Genomic DNA, 14,838 nt, shown 5'->3' on the forward strand with positions numbered 1-14,838 from the left:
CGTCAGGGAAGGTCCATGCTGAGAACACGGACGGGCGGTGCCGGACACGGCACCGCCACCGCCGACGACCGCCCGATGAGCATCGGCACGGTGCTCCTGCAGCTGCGGGACGAGTTCCCCGAAGTCACGATCTCCAAGATCCGCTTCCTGGAGGCCGAGGGGCTCGTCGAACCGCAGCGGACTCCGTCCGGCTACCGGAAGTTCTCGGCGGACGACGTCGAGCGGCTCGCCCAGGTGCTGCGCATGCAGCGGGACCACTACCTTCCGCTGAAGGTCATCCGGGAGCACCTGGACGCCCTCGCCAGGGGCGAGCAGGTGGCCCTGCCGTCCCAGGAGGGGGAGCCGGCCGGGGGCGGGCTCCCGCTCGGTCCGGGGAGGGCCACGGCGCCCCGGATTGGCCGTGCCGAGCTCCTCGCTGCCGCCGAGGTCACCGAGAGTGATCTCGATGCCTGGGAGTCCTACGGTCTCGTCGCACCCGCGGCCGAGGGCGGCTACGACGCCGAGACGGTCACCGTCGCCAGGCTTGTGGCGGATCTGGGCCGATTCGGTCTGGAACCGCGCCATCTGCGGGCCATGCGGGCGGCGGCGGACCGGGAGGCGGGGCTGATCGAGCAGGTGGTGGCGCCCCTGCGCCGGCACCGGAATCCGCAGACCAGAGCACATGCGGAGGCCACGGCCAGGGAGCTCGCCGAGCTCTCCGTACGGCTGCATTCGGCCCTCGTGCAAACCGCCCTGCAGGTGCGACTCCACTGATGTGGAGGGAGCCCGACTACCCAAACCTGCCGAGCACGTCCTAGGGTTGCTGTGTGAACGAGCTCGACGTTGTGGGTGTCCGGGTGGAAATGCCCTCCAACCAACCGATCGTGCTCCTGCGTGAAGTGGGAGGCGACCGGTACCTCCCCATTTGGATCGGTCCTGGTGAGGCGACCGCGATCGCCTTCGCCCAGCAGGGCATGGCTCCGGCCAGGCCGCTGACCCATGATCTCTTCAAGGATGTGCTCGAGGCCGTCGGCCAGGAGCTCACCGAGGTCCGCATCACGGACCTGCGCGAAGGGGTTTTCTACGCGGAGCTGGTCTTCGCCAGCGGGGTCGAGGTGAGCGCGCGGCCGTCCGACGCCATAGCGCTCGCCCTGCGCACCGGAACACCGATCTACGGCAGTGACGGGGTGCTCGACGACGCGGGGATCGCGATCCCCGACGAGCAGGAGGACGAGGTGGAGAAGTTCCGCGAGTTCCTCGACCAGATCTCGCCGGAGGACTTCGGTACGAACAACAGTCAGTGACGTCCTCAGGGGTCGCCGCCACCGCATTCGATGAGCCTTTCCCGTTCATGGGTCACGGGAAACCACCCTCAGGGTGATTATCACTCGGCGTGCCGAGTGTGGCGATCGTTGACGCACCCCGGGTGACTGCCTACCTTCGAGTGGGCAGGTCAAGGACGGAGGTCGGCGTGAGAAGCAGCGGCGACGGTACGGCAGCGGGTGGGCCGTATCCGCAGCAGGGGAGTACAGCCGGCCACACCATCAGGCAGCCGGTCCTGCCGGCTGCGGTGGCGGGGGACGGCGTGGCAGCGGTCGACGACATCGGCTATCGCGGGCCGACGGCGTGCGCGGCGGCGGGGATCACCTACCGGCAGCTGGACTACTGGGCCCGTACGGGCCTCGTCGAGCCGAGCGTCCGTCCGGCCTACGGGTCGGGGACGCAGCGGCTCTACAGCTTCCGGGACGTCGTCCTCCTGAAGATCGTGAAGCGCTTCCTCGACACCGGGGTGGCGCTCCAGAACATCCGCACCACGGTCCAGCACCTGCGGGACCGCGGGTTCCAGGATCTCGAGCGCATGACCCTGATGAGCGACGGGGCGACGGTCTACGAGTGCTCCTCGCCCGCCGAGGTCGTCGATCTGCTCCAGGGGGGCCAGGGCGTCTTCGGCATCGCCGTCGGAGTGGTGTGGCGGGACGTGGACGCGGCCCTGTCGCAGCTCCACGGGGAGCGGGTGGACACCGGCGAGACACTCATTGGGAACAACCCCACCGATGAGCTCGCTCGGCGGCGCAACCGCGCCGGCTGAGCAGTGGGAGCGCGACCCCGCCCCGGGAATCCGGGGCGGCGGCCCCGTCGTGGCGGGGCGATTGTCAGTGCCGTAGGGCAGCATCGACTGATGTGAGAGCCGCGCCCACCATCCTGCATCTGGACATGGATGCGTTCTACGCCTCTGCGGAGCAGGCGGCGAAGCCGAGTCTGCGCGGGAAACCGGTTGTCGTGGGCGGGCTGGGGCCGCGCGGGGTCGTCGCCACCGCCTCGTACGAGGCCCGGCGCTTCGGAGTGCATTCGGCGATGCCCATGGCGCAGGCCAGACGCCTGGCGCCGAACGCCGCCTATCTCGTGCCCCGCTTCGCGCTGTACCGCAGCGTGAGCGACCAGGTCATGGAGCTGCTGGGCCGGCTCTCGCCGCTGGTGGAGCCGCTCAGCCTGGACGAGGCCTTCGTGGACCTGGAGGCGGGCGGCACGGCCGACGACACCGCCTCGGCGCTTGTGATCGGCACACAGCTGCGGGGCGCGATCGAGGCCGTCACCGGGCTCAGCGGCTCCGTCGGGCTCGCGGGTTCCAAGATGCTGGCCAAGATCGCCTCCGAGGAGGCGAAGCCCGACGGCATCCTGCTCATCGAGCCAGGCACCGAGCGGGAGCTGCTGGCGCCCATGCCGGTCCGTACGCTGCCGGGCGTCGGCCCTGCCACCGCCGACCATCTGCGGCGCGCCGGGATGACCACGGTCGACGACCTGGCCGAGGCGGGCGAGGCGGAGCTCGTACGGCTGCTGGGGAAGGCGCACGGCGCCTCGCTGCACCGGATGGCGCTCGGCCACGACGACCGGCCGGTGGTCGCGGAGCGCGACGCGAAGTCGGTGTCGGTCGAGGACACCTTCGACATGGATCTGCACGACCGGGTCCGGGTCAGGACCGAGGTGGAGCGGCTGGCCGACCGGTGCGTGCAGCGGCTGCGGGCCGCCGACCGGTCGGGGCGCACGGTGGTGCTGAAGGTGCGCAGGTACGACTTCTCGACCCTCACCCGCTCCGAGACGCTGCGGGGCCCCACCGACGACCCCGCGGTGGTCAGGGAGGCCGCCGCGCGGCTCCTGGAGTCAGTGGACACCACCGGGGGCGTGCGGCTGCTGGGGGTCGGCGTCACCGGGCTCGCCGACTTCACCCAGGAGGACCTGTTCGCACAGGCCGCCGAGCGGACCGCGGCCGAGGCCCCCGAAGCCGCGGGGGCGGCGGCGGAGAGCGACGGGGACGGGGACGCGCCCGCGGACGACGGCCCCGAGCAGGAGAGCGCCGAGCAGCTCGCCGCGCGGCGCTGGCCGGCCGGCCACGACGTACGGCACGAGGTGCACGGACACGGCTGGGTGCAGGGGAGCGGGGTCGGCAGGGTGACCGTGCGGTTCGAGGAGCCCGAATCGGCGCCCGGCCGGGTGCGTACGTTCCGTATCGACGATCCGGAGCTGCGGCCGGCCGATCCCCTGCCGCTCGTGCGGAATCCCGCGGACTACTCCTCCTGGCCGGCCAGCTTGCCGAAGTCGCGGTCCGGGGCGGTCCCGCCCGGGGCGGAGTCCAGACCGTAGTGCCGGTAGAGCTGGAGCTCCTGCTCCGGGGAGAGATGGCGGCCCACCCCGAAGTCGGGGGCGTCCTTGATCAGCGAGCGGTCGAAGGGGATGCGCAGGGCGTCCTCGACGAACTCGCTGGGTTCCAGCGGGACGAACGCGTCCCGGCTGAACAGTCCGGTGCGTACGGCCGCCCACTCGGGTACGCCGGTCGCGTCGTCGAGGTACACCTCGTCCACGGTCCCGATCTTGGTGCCCTTGCGGTCGAACGCCTTGCGGCCGATCAGGCTGCGCGGATCGATGTCGGTCTGCACGGTCCCTCCCACTGGTCGCGGCTGGTCCACAGGGACTACAGAAGTGCAGATCCGTGGCGTTGGCCACTCGAGAATTCCCGGCGGGGCCCCGCTGGTACGCTGGTGGCGGCTGCTGACCCTGTGCGGGAGAGTCCTCCGGAGCGAATCCGGGGGCGCCGAAGGAGCAAATCCTCCCCGGAATCTCTCAGGCCCCCGTACCGCACGGACGAGGTCACTCTGGAAAGCAGGGCGGGTTTCGCGCGGCCGCAGGCCGGGCCGGGACTCTCCCTCACCGACGGTGAAAGCCGGTGCCCCCGGGCGCCGGTGAAGCTCTCAGGTTGAGATGACAGAGGGGGAGGCCGTTCGGGCACCCCGCGCCGTGGTGCCCCTCGCAGGTCGTGACAGACCAGGAGGCCTCCATCATGACCCCCCGTCGCACTTCGCTCTCCCAGCTGGAACAGGGAATCCCCTTCGAGCAGCGGCACATCGGTCCCGATGCCGCCGCGCAGGCGAAGATGCTCGCCCAGGTCGGTTACGGCTCGCTCGACGAGCTCACCGCGGCCGCCGTCCCCGATGTGATCAAGAGCGCCGAGGCGCTGCGGCTGCCGGGCGCCCGGACCGAGGCCGAGGTGCTGGCCGAGCTGCGCCGGCTCGCCGACCGCAACCAGGTCCTCGCCCCGATGATCGGGCTCGGCTACTACGGCACGTTCACCCCGCCGGTGATCCTGCGCAACGTGATGGAGAACCCCGCCTGGTACACGGCCTACACGCCGTACCAGCCGGAGATCTCCCAGGGCCGCCTCGAAGCCCTGCTGAACTTCCAGACGATGGTCGCCGAGCTGACCGGGCTGCCCACCTCCGGCGCCTCCCTCCTCGACGAGGGCACCGCCGCCGCCGAGGCCATGGCACTCGCACGGCGCGTCGGCAAGGTCAAGAACGGGGTCTTCCTGGTCGACGCGGACACCCTGCCGCAGACCGTCGCCGTCATAGAGACCCGCGCGGAGCCGACCGGTGTCGAGGTCGTCGTCGCCGACCTCACCGACGGCATCCCGGCCGAGATCGCCGAGCGAGGCGTCTTCGGCGTCCTGCTGCAGTACCCGGGCGCCTCCGGGGCCGTACGGGACATCAAGCCCGTCATCGACCGGGCGCACGAGCTGGGCGCGATCGTCACCGTGGCCGCCGACCTGCTGGCGCTCACCCTGCTCACCTCGCCCGGCGACCTCGGCGCGGACATCGCCGTCGGCACCACCCAGCGCTTCGGCGTCCCGATGGGCTTCGGCGGACCGCACGCGGGCTTCATGGCCGTACGCGAGAAGTTCGCGCGCAGCCTGCCCGGGCGCCTCGTCGGTGTCTCCGTGGACGCCGACGGCAACAAGGCGTACCGGCTGGCCCTGCAGACCCGCGAGCAGCACATCCGCCGCGAGAAGGCCACCAGCAACATCTGTACCGCTCAGGTGCTGCTCGCCGTGATGGCCGGGATGTACGCCGTCTACCACGGGCCCGAGGGGCTGCGCACGATCGCCCGGCGCACCCACCGCTACGCCGCGATCCTGGCCGAGGGCCTGCGCGCCGCCGGGATCGACGTGGTGACCGGGACCCACTTCGACACGCTGACCGTCCGGGTCCCCGGCCAGGCCTCCTCCGTGGTCTCCGGCGCCCGTGAGCGCGGGGTGAACCTGCGGCTGGTCGACGCCGACACCGTCTCCCTCGCCTGTGACGAGACCACCACGCGGACCCAGGTCGCCGCCGTGTGGTCCGCCTTCGGCGCGGAGGGCGACGTCGAGGCGCTGGACGCCACCACCGAGGACGCGCTGCCCGAGGGGCTGCTGCGCACCGATGAGATCCTGACCCACCCGGTCTTCCACCAGCACCGGTCCGAGACCGCGATGCTGCGCTACCTGCGCAAGCTCGCCGACCGCGACTACGCGCTGGACCGGGGCATGATCCCGCTCGGCTCCTGCACCATGAAGCTGAACGCGACGGCCGAGATGGAGTCGATCACCTGGCCCGAGTTCGGCGCGCTGCACCCGTTCGCGCCCGCCGAGCAGGCACAGGGCTTCCTGACCCTCATCCGTGAGCTGGAGGAGCGCCTCGCCGAGGCCACCGGCTACGACGCGGTGTCCATCCAGCCGAACGCCGGCTCGCAGGGCGAGTTCGCGGGGCTGCTGGCCGTCCGCGCGTACCACCGGGCCAACGGGGACGAGGGGCGCACCGTCTGCCTGATCCCGTCCTCCGCGCACGGCACCAACGCCGCGAGCGCCGTGATGGCCGGGATGAAGGTCGTCGTGGTGAAGACCGCCGACGACGGCGAGGTCGACATCGAGGACCTGCGGGCCAAGATCGCGCAGTACCGCGACGAGCTCGCCGTGCTCATGATCACCTACCCGTCGACCCACGGTGTCTTCGAGGAGCACGTCGCCGACATCTGCGCCGAGGTGCACGACGCCGGCGGCCAGGTCTACGTGGACGGCGCCAACCTCAACGCGCTGGTCGGCCTGGCCAAGCCGGGTCACTTCGGGGGCGACGTCTCGCACCTCAACCTGCACAAGACCTTCTGCATCCCGCACGGCGGCGGCGGCCCGGGTGTCGGCCCCGTCGGGGTGCGCGCCCACCTGGCGCCGTACCTCCCCAACCACCCGCTCCAGCCCGCCGCCGGTCCGGAGACCGGCGTCGGCCCGATCTCGGCGGCCCCCTGGGGCTCGGCCGGCATCCTGCCGATCTCCTGGGCATACGTCCGCCTGATGGGCGGCGAGGGACTGAAGCGCGCGACGCAGGTCGCCGTCCTCGCGGCCAACTACATCGCCAAGCGTCTCGAGCCGCACTACCCGATCCTGTACAACGGCCCGGCCGGGCTGGTGGCGCACGAGTGCATCGTGGACCTGCGGCCGATCTCCAAGGCGACCGGCGTCAGCATCGACGACGTCGCCAAGCGGCTCATCGACTACGGCTTCCACTCGCCGACCATGTCGTTCCCCGTCGCGGGGACGCTGATGATCGAGCCGACCGAGAGCGAGGACCTCGCGGAGCTCGACCGCTTCTGCGACACGATGATCGCCATCCGCGCCGAGATCGAGAAGGTCGCGTCCGGCGAGTGGAGCGCGGACGACAACCCGCTGGCCAACGCCCCGCACACGGCCGCCGCGCTGGGCGGGGACTGGGAGCACGGCTACAGCCGCGAGACCGCGGTCTTCCCGGCGGGGGTCTCGGCCGCCGACAAGTACTGGCCGCCGGTGCGCCGGATCGACGGTGCGTTCGGTGACCGCAACCTCGTCTGCTCCTGCCCGCCGCTGGACGAGTACGACAACTGAGCCATGAGCGGCGGGAAGTGACGCGGACATGCGTCGGGGCCGGTGCGGAGACTTCTCCGGGCCGGCCCCTTTCCGTACCGTGCCGCGGTCAGGCGGCCTTCATCACCCGGCTCGCCGCGAGCGGCCGGTGCGGGGCGATGATCTGCCCGTCCGGGAGCAGCTCACCGGTGTCCTCGAAGAGCAGGACGCCGTTGCACAGCAGGCTCCAGCCCTGTTCCGGATGGTGCGCCACCTGACGGGCGGCTTCCCGGTCGGCTGAGTCGGCTGTCGGGCAGGGCGGCTGGTGCTGGCACATGGCTGGGTTCTTTCGCTGCGTTGAGTTGAGTGTCCTGCGGTGTGAAGAGGTGTTCATGACCGTCCCCCGTATCGATCGGTCCGCTCCCAGTGTTGCCCCACGGGCGTCGATCCGCAGGGATTTCGCAGCAGCGCTTCTTCTCCTCCCATGACGCATCACCCGGCCGGACGGTTCAACGCAACTGCACTGTCACTTCGGGTGGTTCGGGGTGGCCGGATAGAACTAGTCCGGATGGGCGCGGGCCCCCCGCCCACGAGCGCGCACTGTGCCCCGTCGCCGGAGCGACGGGGCACAGTGCGGAAGTGAGCGGTGACCTGGCCTCAGGCCGGGGAGCCGAGCAGCGGGCCGGGGCCGGGGGCGATGCGCGTGGCGATCACCGGCAGCAGGTCGGCGACCCGGTGCGGACGGTGGGCCGCAATGCCCGGGGGTGCGGGGGCCAGCGGCACCAGCAGATCGGTGGGCGCGGGGGAGCCGCCGGAGGCGTCGGCCGCGATGTCCTCGTGCAGCCACAGAGCCAGCATGTAGAGGTCGGGAATGGACAGCAGCCTCGGCTGGTAGTCCCTGGCCGCGGCCTCCGCCTGCCGCAGAGCCAGCTCGGTCGAGGCGATGTAGGGACCCTCGAAGAAGTGCGAGAAGGCCCAGCCGTCGGGCGTGAGCATGGTGTCCGCCGCGGCCACCGCCCGCTCCGTGCTGCGGATCTGGAAGCGCCAGGCGGCGAGCCGGGTGGTGGGCGGGAGCCCGCCGGCGACGTTGTCCAGGACATGGACGGGGAGCGGATGATCGGGGCTCAGAGGTCCCTGGACGGTCCGCAGGGCGGGCGTCCGGGCCTCGCGGACCGCGGTCGGTGAACCGAGTGCCGCGAGAACGCTGCGCAGAGCGGGCGCGGGAGCCGGGGGAACATGCAGCGGCATGGTGGGTCGCCTCTCACTTCGGAGACACGGTGGAACGCGGGCGGGTGCAGACGGCGCTGTCGGCGTGCGGGGCCAGAGGAGGCCGGTGACTGGGCCGGTGCGTCAACTCTCTGCCTCGTCCGCGGAGTTTATACGACACGTGTTCACGCGGTGTTTCCACTAGCCGTCGCGGCTATTGCCGGCAAGGCGGTATCCGGACTTTATTATGCGGAGAACATGCCGATTCGACGTGAGCGGCGCAGCCACCGCCTCGGGTTTTTCCCGCAGAGCGGTAGGCTGAAACACGTCGCCCTTTACCCGGGCGCCCGAGCCGGGAACTGCACGCTGCGCCATGCCGAGTGAATGTGCCCGGGGCCGTAGTCCTCAGATTAGCGGCTGTACGCCGTCGGCGGGGCGTTATAGATCACGTCGTCTGGGCATTATCGATCGTGATGCGAGCGGCCTGGGCCGCGGGCTGCCCACTCGAGGAGGGACCCTTCGATGGGGGAGAAGGTCGTGGCGGGCGCCTTTGACCTGTCCGATCGGCAGAGGTACCGCAGGAAGCTGCACCAGTGCCTGGAGGGGCTGGAGAGGCTTCTGGCGGAGCGGAGGTTCGACCGGCCGCGCAACCTCATGGGCATGGAGATCGAGCTGAATCTCACGGGCTCCGACGGCATGCCGAAGATGTTGAATGGACAAGTCCTGGACCGCATCGCCAGCCGTGATTTCCAGACGGAACTGGGGATGTTCAATCTGGAAGTGAACATAGTTCCCCATCATCTGTCAGGACGCGTTCTCGACCAGTTGGCCGAGGAGTTGCGCACCGGACTGGGATATGCGGACCGGAAGGCCGGTGAGGTCGATGCCGGGATCATGATGATCGGAATCCTTCCGACGCTCGGACGCGACGACATGGTCCGGTCCAACCTCTCCGACGTCGACCGGTACGCCCTGCTGAACGATCAAATGGTGGCGGCGCGGGGCGAGGATTTCTCGCTGGATATCGAGGGCGTGGAGAGGCTGGTCTGCAGCTCGGGATCGATCACGCCGGAGGCGGCCTGCACCTCGGTCCAGCTGCATCTGCAGGTGACCCCGGACCGCTTCGCCGACGTGTGGAACGCGGCCCAGGCCGTCGCCGCCGTCCAGGTGGCCATGGGGGCCAACTCCCCGTTCCTGTTCGGCCGGGAGCTGTGGCGGGAGTCGCGTCCGCCGCTGTTCCAGCAGGCCACGGACACCAGGCCGCCCGAGCTCCAGAACCAGGGGGTGCGGCCGCGGACCTGGTTCGGGGAGCAGTGGATCGGCTCGGCCCGTGAACTCTTCGAGGAGAACCTGCGGTACTTTCCGCCGCTGCTGCCGATCTGCGACGACGAGGATCCGCTGCGGGTCCTCGACGACGGCGGGGTGCCCCGGCTCCAGGAGCTGGTGCTGCACAACGGCACGGTCTACCGGTGGAACCGGCCCGTGTACGGCCTGGCGGACGGCGTCCCCCATCTGCGGGTGGAGAACCGCGTGCTGCCGGCCGGGCCGACCGTCGCCGACGTGATCGCCAACACCGCGCTGTACTACGGCCTGGTGCGGGCCCTCGCCGAGGAGTCGCGTCCGGTGTGGACCAGGATGCCCTTCAGCGCCGCGGCCGAGAACTTCGAGACCGCGTGCCGCCGGGGCATCGACGCCGAGCTGCTCTGGCCCCGGCCCGGCCGCTCCGGCGGGCTGACCCGGGTGCCGGCGGTGAAGCTCGTCCGCGACGAGCTGCTGCCGCTGGCCGCCGCGGGGCTCGACGCCTGGAACGTCGAGCCGGCGGACCGGGACCACTACCTCGGGATCATCGAGGAGCGCTGCAAGCGGCGGACGAACGGGGCGTCCTGGCAGGCGGACACCTACCACCGGGCGCGGGATGCCGGGCTGGACCGGGAGGCGGCGCTCGCGGCCATGACCCGGCGCTACGGAGAGCTGATGCAGGGCGGCGACCCGGTGCACACCTGGCCGGTGGGTGTCCCGGCGCCGTGAGGAGCCCGTGAAAGGTCCTTCCCCCGGGCCGGCCCGTCCCGGGGGAAGGGCGCGGGGCTACTCCTCGGCGGCCCGGCCGCTCTGTCCGGCGGTCATGACGGCCTGGAGGATCACCGCCTGGATCTCGGCCGGGTCGCTGACCTGGTAGCCGCCGCCCCCGGTCACCTTCGCTATCTCGTTCACCTCTTCGCGGTCCGCCTCGGGACCGACCGCGATGGCGAGGAGCGGCACCGGGCGCTCCGGATCGGCGATGGCCTTCAGCTCGGCGATGAGGGCGGAGCGGGTGATGGAGTGCTCGTCCTGGTTCGAGCCGTCGGTGAGAATGACGACGGCGTTGAACTTGCCCTTCACATACGTGCGCTGGGCCTCCTTGTAGGCGGCCAGGGCGGTGTCGTACAGACCGGTCGCACCGTTCGGCACGGGTTGCAGCGCGGCGAACGCGGCGGCGAGCTTCTCCCGGTGGGTGCCGCCGCCCTTCGCCGGGTCGCCGAGCCGGCCGGTCGCCACCAGCCTGCGGTAGTCCTTGTCGCCGTCGAGCGTGGTGGCGAACTCCCAGAGGCCGATCTCGTCGTTCGGGGTGAACTGGTTGAGGGCCTGGATCAGGGAGGCCTTGGTGACGTCCATCCGGGACTGGTTGCGGCCGGGCACGATCGTGGCCATCGAGCCCGAGGCGTCGACGACCGTGGTCAGCCGCGCGCTCTGCACGGTGATCGTCCACATGCCGAGGGTCTCCTGAAGGGACTCGTCCGACGGTGCGTCGGCCGGCGATGTGGCGTACGGCTGGGGGGACTTGCCGCCCGCCGCGGCGACCAGCTTGTCGCCCGCCGTGCCGTCGACGGTCCGGAAGCCGTGCTCCGCCAGGGTGCGCTGGGAGCTGTCCTCGGACAGGAGCGTCATGAAGCGCAGCGCCGCCCGGCTCTCGTCCGTGGTCTGGTTCTTCTCGTTGACCAGTGTGAAGGGGTAGTTGAGCAGGGGCGTGCCGTCCTCGGGGTAGAACAGGTCGAGCCTTCCGCCGCCCGTCGACTCGGCGTTGTGGGCGAAGGCCGCCTGCTCGGAGAGCAGCACCGCCTGGTTGCGGGACGGGTTGCCCTCCTCGGCGCCCGAGCCGTCCTGGGCCAGGGTCTCCAGGACCTGGGTGTCACCGTCCGACATCCGCTGGGCGAGCAGCTTCGCGGTGGCCGCGACCCGGGTGTCGCTGTCCCCGCCCTGCTTCTCGGACGAGGCGCCGATGCTGCTGAGCGCCAGCAGGCCGGTGGCGCTGCGGGCCGGGTCCGCCGCCCCGAGGCGTACCTTGTCGGACTCCATGGCCGCGGCCGTCAGCTCGGCCCAGGAGTACTTCTTCTTCGGCCAGCCGAGGCTCTTGGCGGCGGCGGGGACCATGGCCAGGGTGACCGGTGAGGAGGCGACGGAATCGCCCGGGCTGAGCGGGATGGCGTCGCCGTTGCCCTTCGCCCGGCTCAGCCAGAGGTCCGAGTCGGGCAGCCACATCTGGTAGTCGGGGGTGCGGGTGCCGCTCGCGAGCGCGTCGGCGACCTTGTACGAGTCGCGGGCGACCACCTTCACGTCGACGCAGCGGCCGTCGGATCTCAGGTCGTCCTTGCGCGCCTGGTCCGCGACGGCCTGTACGGCGGGGGCGATGTCCGGGGACGTCATCATGGACAGGTGCACGGCGCTCTCCGCGCAGGACTTCGAGAACGACAGCAGGCCGCCCTGTGCCGCGACGGCGGTTCCCCCGGCGACGGCGAGAACGAGCAGGGTGGCGATGACCACGGTGCGGCGGCGACGCGGCGGACGGTGCCCGCTTCCGTCCGCGGTGTAGCCGTCCGGCAAGCTGTGACGTCCCATGTCGGTGGTGCCCCTCCTTGAGGATGAACAAGGAAAAGGGGGACCACACCATCGGCAATGGTGCCCGTCCCCCGGCCTGTCGCGCATGATCTTCGTACCTGCATTCGAGACCCTAGTGGGACGGGGACGGGCTTGGGGCGGGAATGCACAACTGAAGGCAGGTGTACAGGTGGAGGCGGGGCAAGTGGCTGATTCTTATCCTCAGGAGGCCGTGTCACGACGGATCCTGCGGTCCGAAACGATCCTGGTGCTGGCTCTCTCGCTGGGCGCCAGTGGGGTGTCTGCCCTGATCAGTTTTGTCGGATCGCTGACGAAACCAGGGGGTTTGAAGGATCAGGCGGCCACGCTCAACAGCTCCTACGCACCCGGCCGCCCCTGGCTGGATCTCGCCTGGCAGCTCTTCGGCATCACGACGGCCCTGGTGCCCGTCGCCCTGGTCGCGCATCTGCTGGTCAGAGAGGGGACGGGGCTGCGGGCCCTCGGCTTCGACCGGACCCGACCCGGATCGGACCTGGCGCGCGGCGCCGGCGTGGCGGCCGTCATCGGCAGCGCCGGGCTCGCCTTCTATCTGGTGGCCCGGGCCGCCGGGTTCAACCTGACGGTCGTTCCCGAGTCGCTGCCCGACGTGTGGTGGAAGTTCCCCGTCCTCATCCTGTCGGCGATCCAGAACTCCGTGCTGGAGGAAGTGATCGTCGTCGGGTACCTGCTGCGCAGGCTGGGGCAGTTGGGGTGGACGCCGATGGCCGCGCTGGTGGCGAGTTCGGTGCTGCGCGGCTCGTACCACCTCTACCAGGGCATCGGCGGCTTCCTCGGCAATATGGTCATGGGGGTCGTCTTCGTCCTGCTGTACCGGCGCTGGCAGCGCGTGGGGCCCCTGGTCGCCGCGCACGCGCTGCTCGACATCGGCGCGTTCGTCGGGTACGCGCTGCTGGCCGGCAAGGTGGGGTGGCTGCCCACCCCGTGAGCGTCACGGAGCGACGAGCAGTTCCCCGTCCAGGACCGTCACCGCGTGCCCCGTCAGCAGGGTGCGTGCGCCCCGAAGCGAGGTGCGGACGAGCCCGGACCGGGCGGAGGCCTGCAGCCCGGTGAGCTCGTCGCGGCCGAGGCGGGCCGACCAGAACGGTGCCAGGGCGGTGTGGGCGCTGCCCGTCACCGGGTCCTCGTCGATGCCCACTCCGGGAAAGAACCCGCGCGAGACGAAGTCGTACCCGCTGTCGGGACGGGCCGCCGCAGCCGTGGCGATCACACCGCGCCGCGACAGCGTCGCCAGTGCGGGGAAGTCCGGCGCCAGGGCCCGTACGGCCGCCTCGTCGGCCAGCTCCACGAGCAGATCGCCGATGTGCGGACCGGTGTCGTGCACGGACAGCGGCGGTGCGCCCAGGGCTTCGGCCAGTCCCTTCGGCGCGGCCTCCGGGGTCAGCGGGGCGGTGGGGAAGTCGAGGGTGATCGAGCCGTCCGGGTGCGCGGTCGACGTCAGCGCTCCGCACCGGGCGGTGAAGCGCACCGTGCCGCTCGCGGCCGAGGTGGTGTGCAGGACATGGGCGGTGGCGAGCGTGGCGTGGCCGCACATGTCGACCTCGGTGGCCGGGGTGAACCAGCGCAGCGCCCAGTCCGCCTCGCCGCCCGGCGGCAGGGGATGGGCGAACGCGGTCTCGGAGAGGTTCAGCTCGGTGGCGATCCGCTGGAGCCACAGGTCCTCGGGGAAGCCCTCGGGCCCGAACAGCAGGACACCGGCGGGATTGCCGGTGAAGGGGCGGTCGGTGAACGCGTCGACGGTACGAATCCTCATGGCCCCGACCGTACGCACGGAGCGCGGACCCGGGCCAAGGCCAATTCCGGGTCGGCGGCTCCTCGGCCCCGGGGACGTGGCTCCGCTTGACCTTGTCACAGTGACAAGCACTTCACTGGGCAGCCGAGGGAGGTGGTCCCGATGACCATGCCGGGCAACGAGGACACGGACACGACGCTGGCCCTGCGGGGACTGGCGCACAGCAGCTCGTCGGTACGGCTGCGGGCGGCGATGGCGGCCGGGACGAACCCGGACGCACGGTACGCCGACACGCTCGTCGAGCGGTGCGCGGTCGAGCCCGAGTTCCATGTACGCGACATGCTGACGTGGGCGCTCACCCGGCTCCCGCCGGACGTGACGCTCCCGAAGCTCGTCGCCGAGCTGGACTCGGAGCGGGCGCAGGCACGGAGCCAGGCCTTGCACACGCTGTCCAAGACCAGGGACCGGCGGGCGTGGCCGGCGATCACCCCGGCGCTCCTGACCGACGCCGACGACGAGGTCGCGCGGGCCGCCTGGCGCACCGCGGTCGTCCTCGTACCCGAGGGGGAGGAACCCGCGCTGGCCGGTGTGCTGCTGACTCAGCTCGGGCGCGGCGGGCGGGAGACCCGGCTGAGCCTCAGCCGGGCGCTGACCGGGCTCGGTGAGGTGATCATGCCGCGCCTGCGCGCCGCGACGGCCGACGCCGACCCGCGCGTACGTGAGCACGCGATCGCCACGGAACGGCTGTGGCGTCACCCGGATGCCGGATTCGAGTGCGCGATCGAGGAGGCGAAGCGGATCGTGGCCCTCGGTACGACCGTCCAGGAGGGGTGAC

Annotated in this window: 13 protein-coding genes and 1 riboswitch; of the genes, 8 read left to right on the top strand and 5 right to left on the bottom strand. The window is 71.2% G+C overall.

The window, feature by feature from the left end; all coding sequences use genetic code 11:
• Positions 1–15: 15 nt before the first annotated feature.
• The 4 genes from RLT58_RS30620 to RLT58_RS30635 all read left to right on the top strand — a co-directional run bounded on the left by RLT58_RS30620 (position 16) and on the right by RLT58_RS30635 (position 3,618).
• Entirely contained in the window at positions 16–753 is a 738-nt protein-coding gene (locus RLT58_RS30620; protein WP_311313591.1) for a transcriptional regulator FtsR, read from the top strand.
• 53 nt (positions 754–806) lie between these two features.
• Positions 807–1,283, top strand: a complete 477-nt coding sequence (locus RLT58_RS30625) for a bifunctional nuclease family protein (RefSeq protein ID WP_003946924.1) — start codon at positions 807–809, stop codon at positions 1,281–1,283.
• A gap of 167 nt (positions 1,284–1,450) precedes the next feature.
• Positions 1,451–2,068, top strand: coding sequence for a MerR family transcriptional regulator (locus tag RLT58_RS30630; protein WP_311313592.1), 618 nt, complete (start codon positions 1,451–1,453; stop codon positions 2,066–2,068).
• Between the two features lie 92 nt (positions 2,069–2,160).
• Positions 2,161–3,618: a DNA polymerase IV gene (locus RLT58_RS30635; RefSeq protein ID WP_311313593.1), complete on the top strand. Its 1,458-nt coding sequence runs from the start codon at positions 2,161–2,163 to the stop codon at positions 3,616–3,618.
• Here the strand turns inward: RLT58_RS30635 and RLT58_RS30640 are convergent.
• Complete coding sequence (locus RLT58_RS30640; RefSeq protein WP_311313594.1) at positions 3,543–3,911, bottom strand: PRC-barrel domain-containing protein; 369 nt, start codon at positions 3,909–3,911, stop codon at positions 3,543–3,545. The genes RLT58_RS30635 and RLT58_RS30640 overlap by 76 nt on opposite strands.
• Before the next feature lie 113 nt (positions 3,912–4,024).
• Positions 4,025–4,121, top strand: a riboswitch (glycine riboswitch).
• Positions 4,122–4,312: 191 nt separating this feature from the next.
• Here RLT58_RS30640 and gcvP point away from each other — a divergent pair.
• Entirely contained in the window at positions 4,313–7,198 is a 2,886-nt protein-coding gene (gcvP, locus tag RLT58_RS30645) for an aminomethyl-transferring glycine dehydrogenase (RefSeq protein ID WP_311313595.1), read from the top strand.
• Positions 7,199–7,286: 88 nt separating this feature from the next.
• On the opposite strand, the gene RLT58_RS30650 is transcribed toward gcvP, so the two are convergent.
• Together RLT58_RS30650 and RLT58_RS30655 are read right to left on the bottom strand one after the other, a co-directional pair.
• Positions 7,287–7,493: a DUF5999 family protein gene (locus tag RLT58_RS30650; RefSeq protein WP_018522503.1), complete on the bottom strand. Its 207-nt coding sequence runs from the start codon at positions 7,491–7,493 to the stop codon at positions 7,287–7,289.
• A gap of 320 nt (positions 7,494–7,813) precedes the next feature.
• On the bottom strand, positions 7,814–8,404 hold the full coding sequence (locus RLT58_RS30655) for a hypothetical protein (RefSeq protein WP_311313596.1): 591 nt from the start codon (positions 8,402–8,404) through the stop codon (positions 7,814–7,816).
• A 480-nt stretch (positions 8,405–8,884) separates the two neighbouring features.
• On the opposite strand from RLT58_RS30655, the gene RLT58_RS30660 reads away from it, so the two are divergent.
• Positions 8,885–10,390, top strand: coding sequence for a glutamate-cysteine ligase family protein (locus tag RLT58_RS30660; protein ID WP_311313597.1), 1,506 nt, complete (start codon positions 8,885–8,887; stop codon positions 10,388–10,390).
• Positions 10,391–10,447: 57 nt separating this feature from the next.
• On the opposite strand, the gene RLT58_RS30665 is transcribed toward RLT58_RS30660, so the two are convergent.
• Positions 10,448–12,235, bottom strand: coding sequence for a substrate-binding domain-containing protein (locus RLT58_RS30665; protein ID WP_311313598.1), 1,788 nt, complete (start codon positions 12,233–12,235; stop codon positions 10,448–10,450).
• A gap of 184 nt (positions 12,236–12,419) precedes the next feature.
• Here RLT58_RS30665 and RLT58_RS30670 point away from each other — a divergent pair, with 184 nt between their 5' ends.
• Entirely contained in the window at positions 12,420–13,199 is a 780-nt protein-coding gene (locus RLT58_RS30670; RefSeq protein WP_311313599.1) for a CPBP family intramembrane glutamic endopeptidase, read from the top strand.
• Positions 13,200–13,202: 3 nt separating this feature from the next.
• Here the strand turns inward: RLT58_RS30670 and RLT58_RS30675 are convergent, their stop codons facing one another.
• The gene (locus RLT58_RS30675; RefSeq protein ID WP_311313600.1) at positions 13,203–14,024 is read right to left on the bottom strand and encodes a PhzF family protein; all 822 of its coding nucleotides are present in this window, start codon (positions 14,022–14,024) and stop codon (positions 13,203–13,205) included.
• Between the two features lie 141 nt (positions 14,025–14,165).
• Here RLT58_RS30675 and RLT58_RS30680 point away from each other — a divergent pair, with 141 nt between their 5' ends.
• Complete coding sequence (locus tag RLT58_RS30680; protein ID WP_311313601.1) at positions 14,166–14,837, top strand: HEAT repeat domain-containing protein; 672 nt, start codon at positions 14,166–14,168, stop codon at positions 14,835–14,837.
• The last annotated feature ends 1 nt before the right edge of the window (position 14,838 follow it).

Origin of the sequence: Streptomyces sp. ITFR-16 (assembly GCF_031844705.1) — a bacterium.
Lineage (GTDB): Bacteria > Actinomycetota > Actinomycetes > Streptomycetales > Streptomycetaceae > Streptomyces.

Bases quoted from the DNA above. Each gene is read 5' to 3' on its own strand.
- RLT58_RS30680 (WP_311313601.1), top strand. From the start codon at position 14,166: ATGACCATGCCGGGCAACGAGGACACGGACACGACGCTGGCCCTGCGG.
- RLT58_RS30665 (WP_311313598.1), bottom strand. From the start codon at position 12,235: ATGGGACGTCACAGCTTGCCGGACGGCTACACCGCGGACGGAAGCGGG.
- RLT58_RS30660 (WP_311313597.1), top strand. From the start codon at position 8,885: ATGGGGGAGAAGGTCGTGGCGGGCGCCTTTGACCTGTCCGATCGGCAG.
- gcvP (WP_311313595.1), top strand. From the start codon at position 4,313: ATGACCCCCCGTCGCACTTCGCTCTCCCAGCTGGAACAGGGAATCCCC.
- RLT58_RS30655 (WP_311313596.1), bottom strand. From the start codon at position 8,404: ATGCCGCTGCATGTTCCCCCGGCTCCCGCGCCCGCTCTGCGCAGCGTT.
- RLT58_RS30675 (WP_311313600.1), bottom strand. From the start codon at position 14,024: ATGAGGATTCGTACCGTCGACGCGTTCACCGACCGCCCCTTCACCGGC.
- RLT58_RS30620 (WP_311313591.1), top strand. From the start codon at position 16: ATGCTGAGAACACGGACGGGCGGTGCCGGACACGGCACCGCCACCGCC.
- RLT58_RS30650 (WP_018522503.1), bottom strand. From the start codon at position 7,493: ATGTGCCAGCACCAGCCGCCCTGCCCGACAGCCGACTCAGCCGACCGG.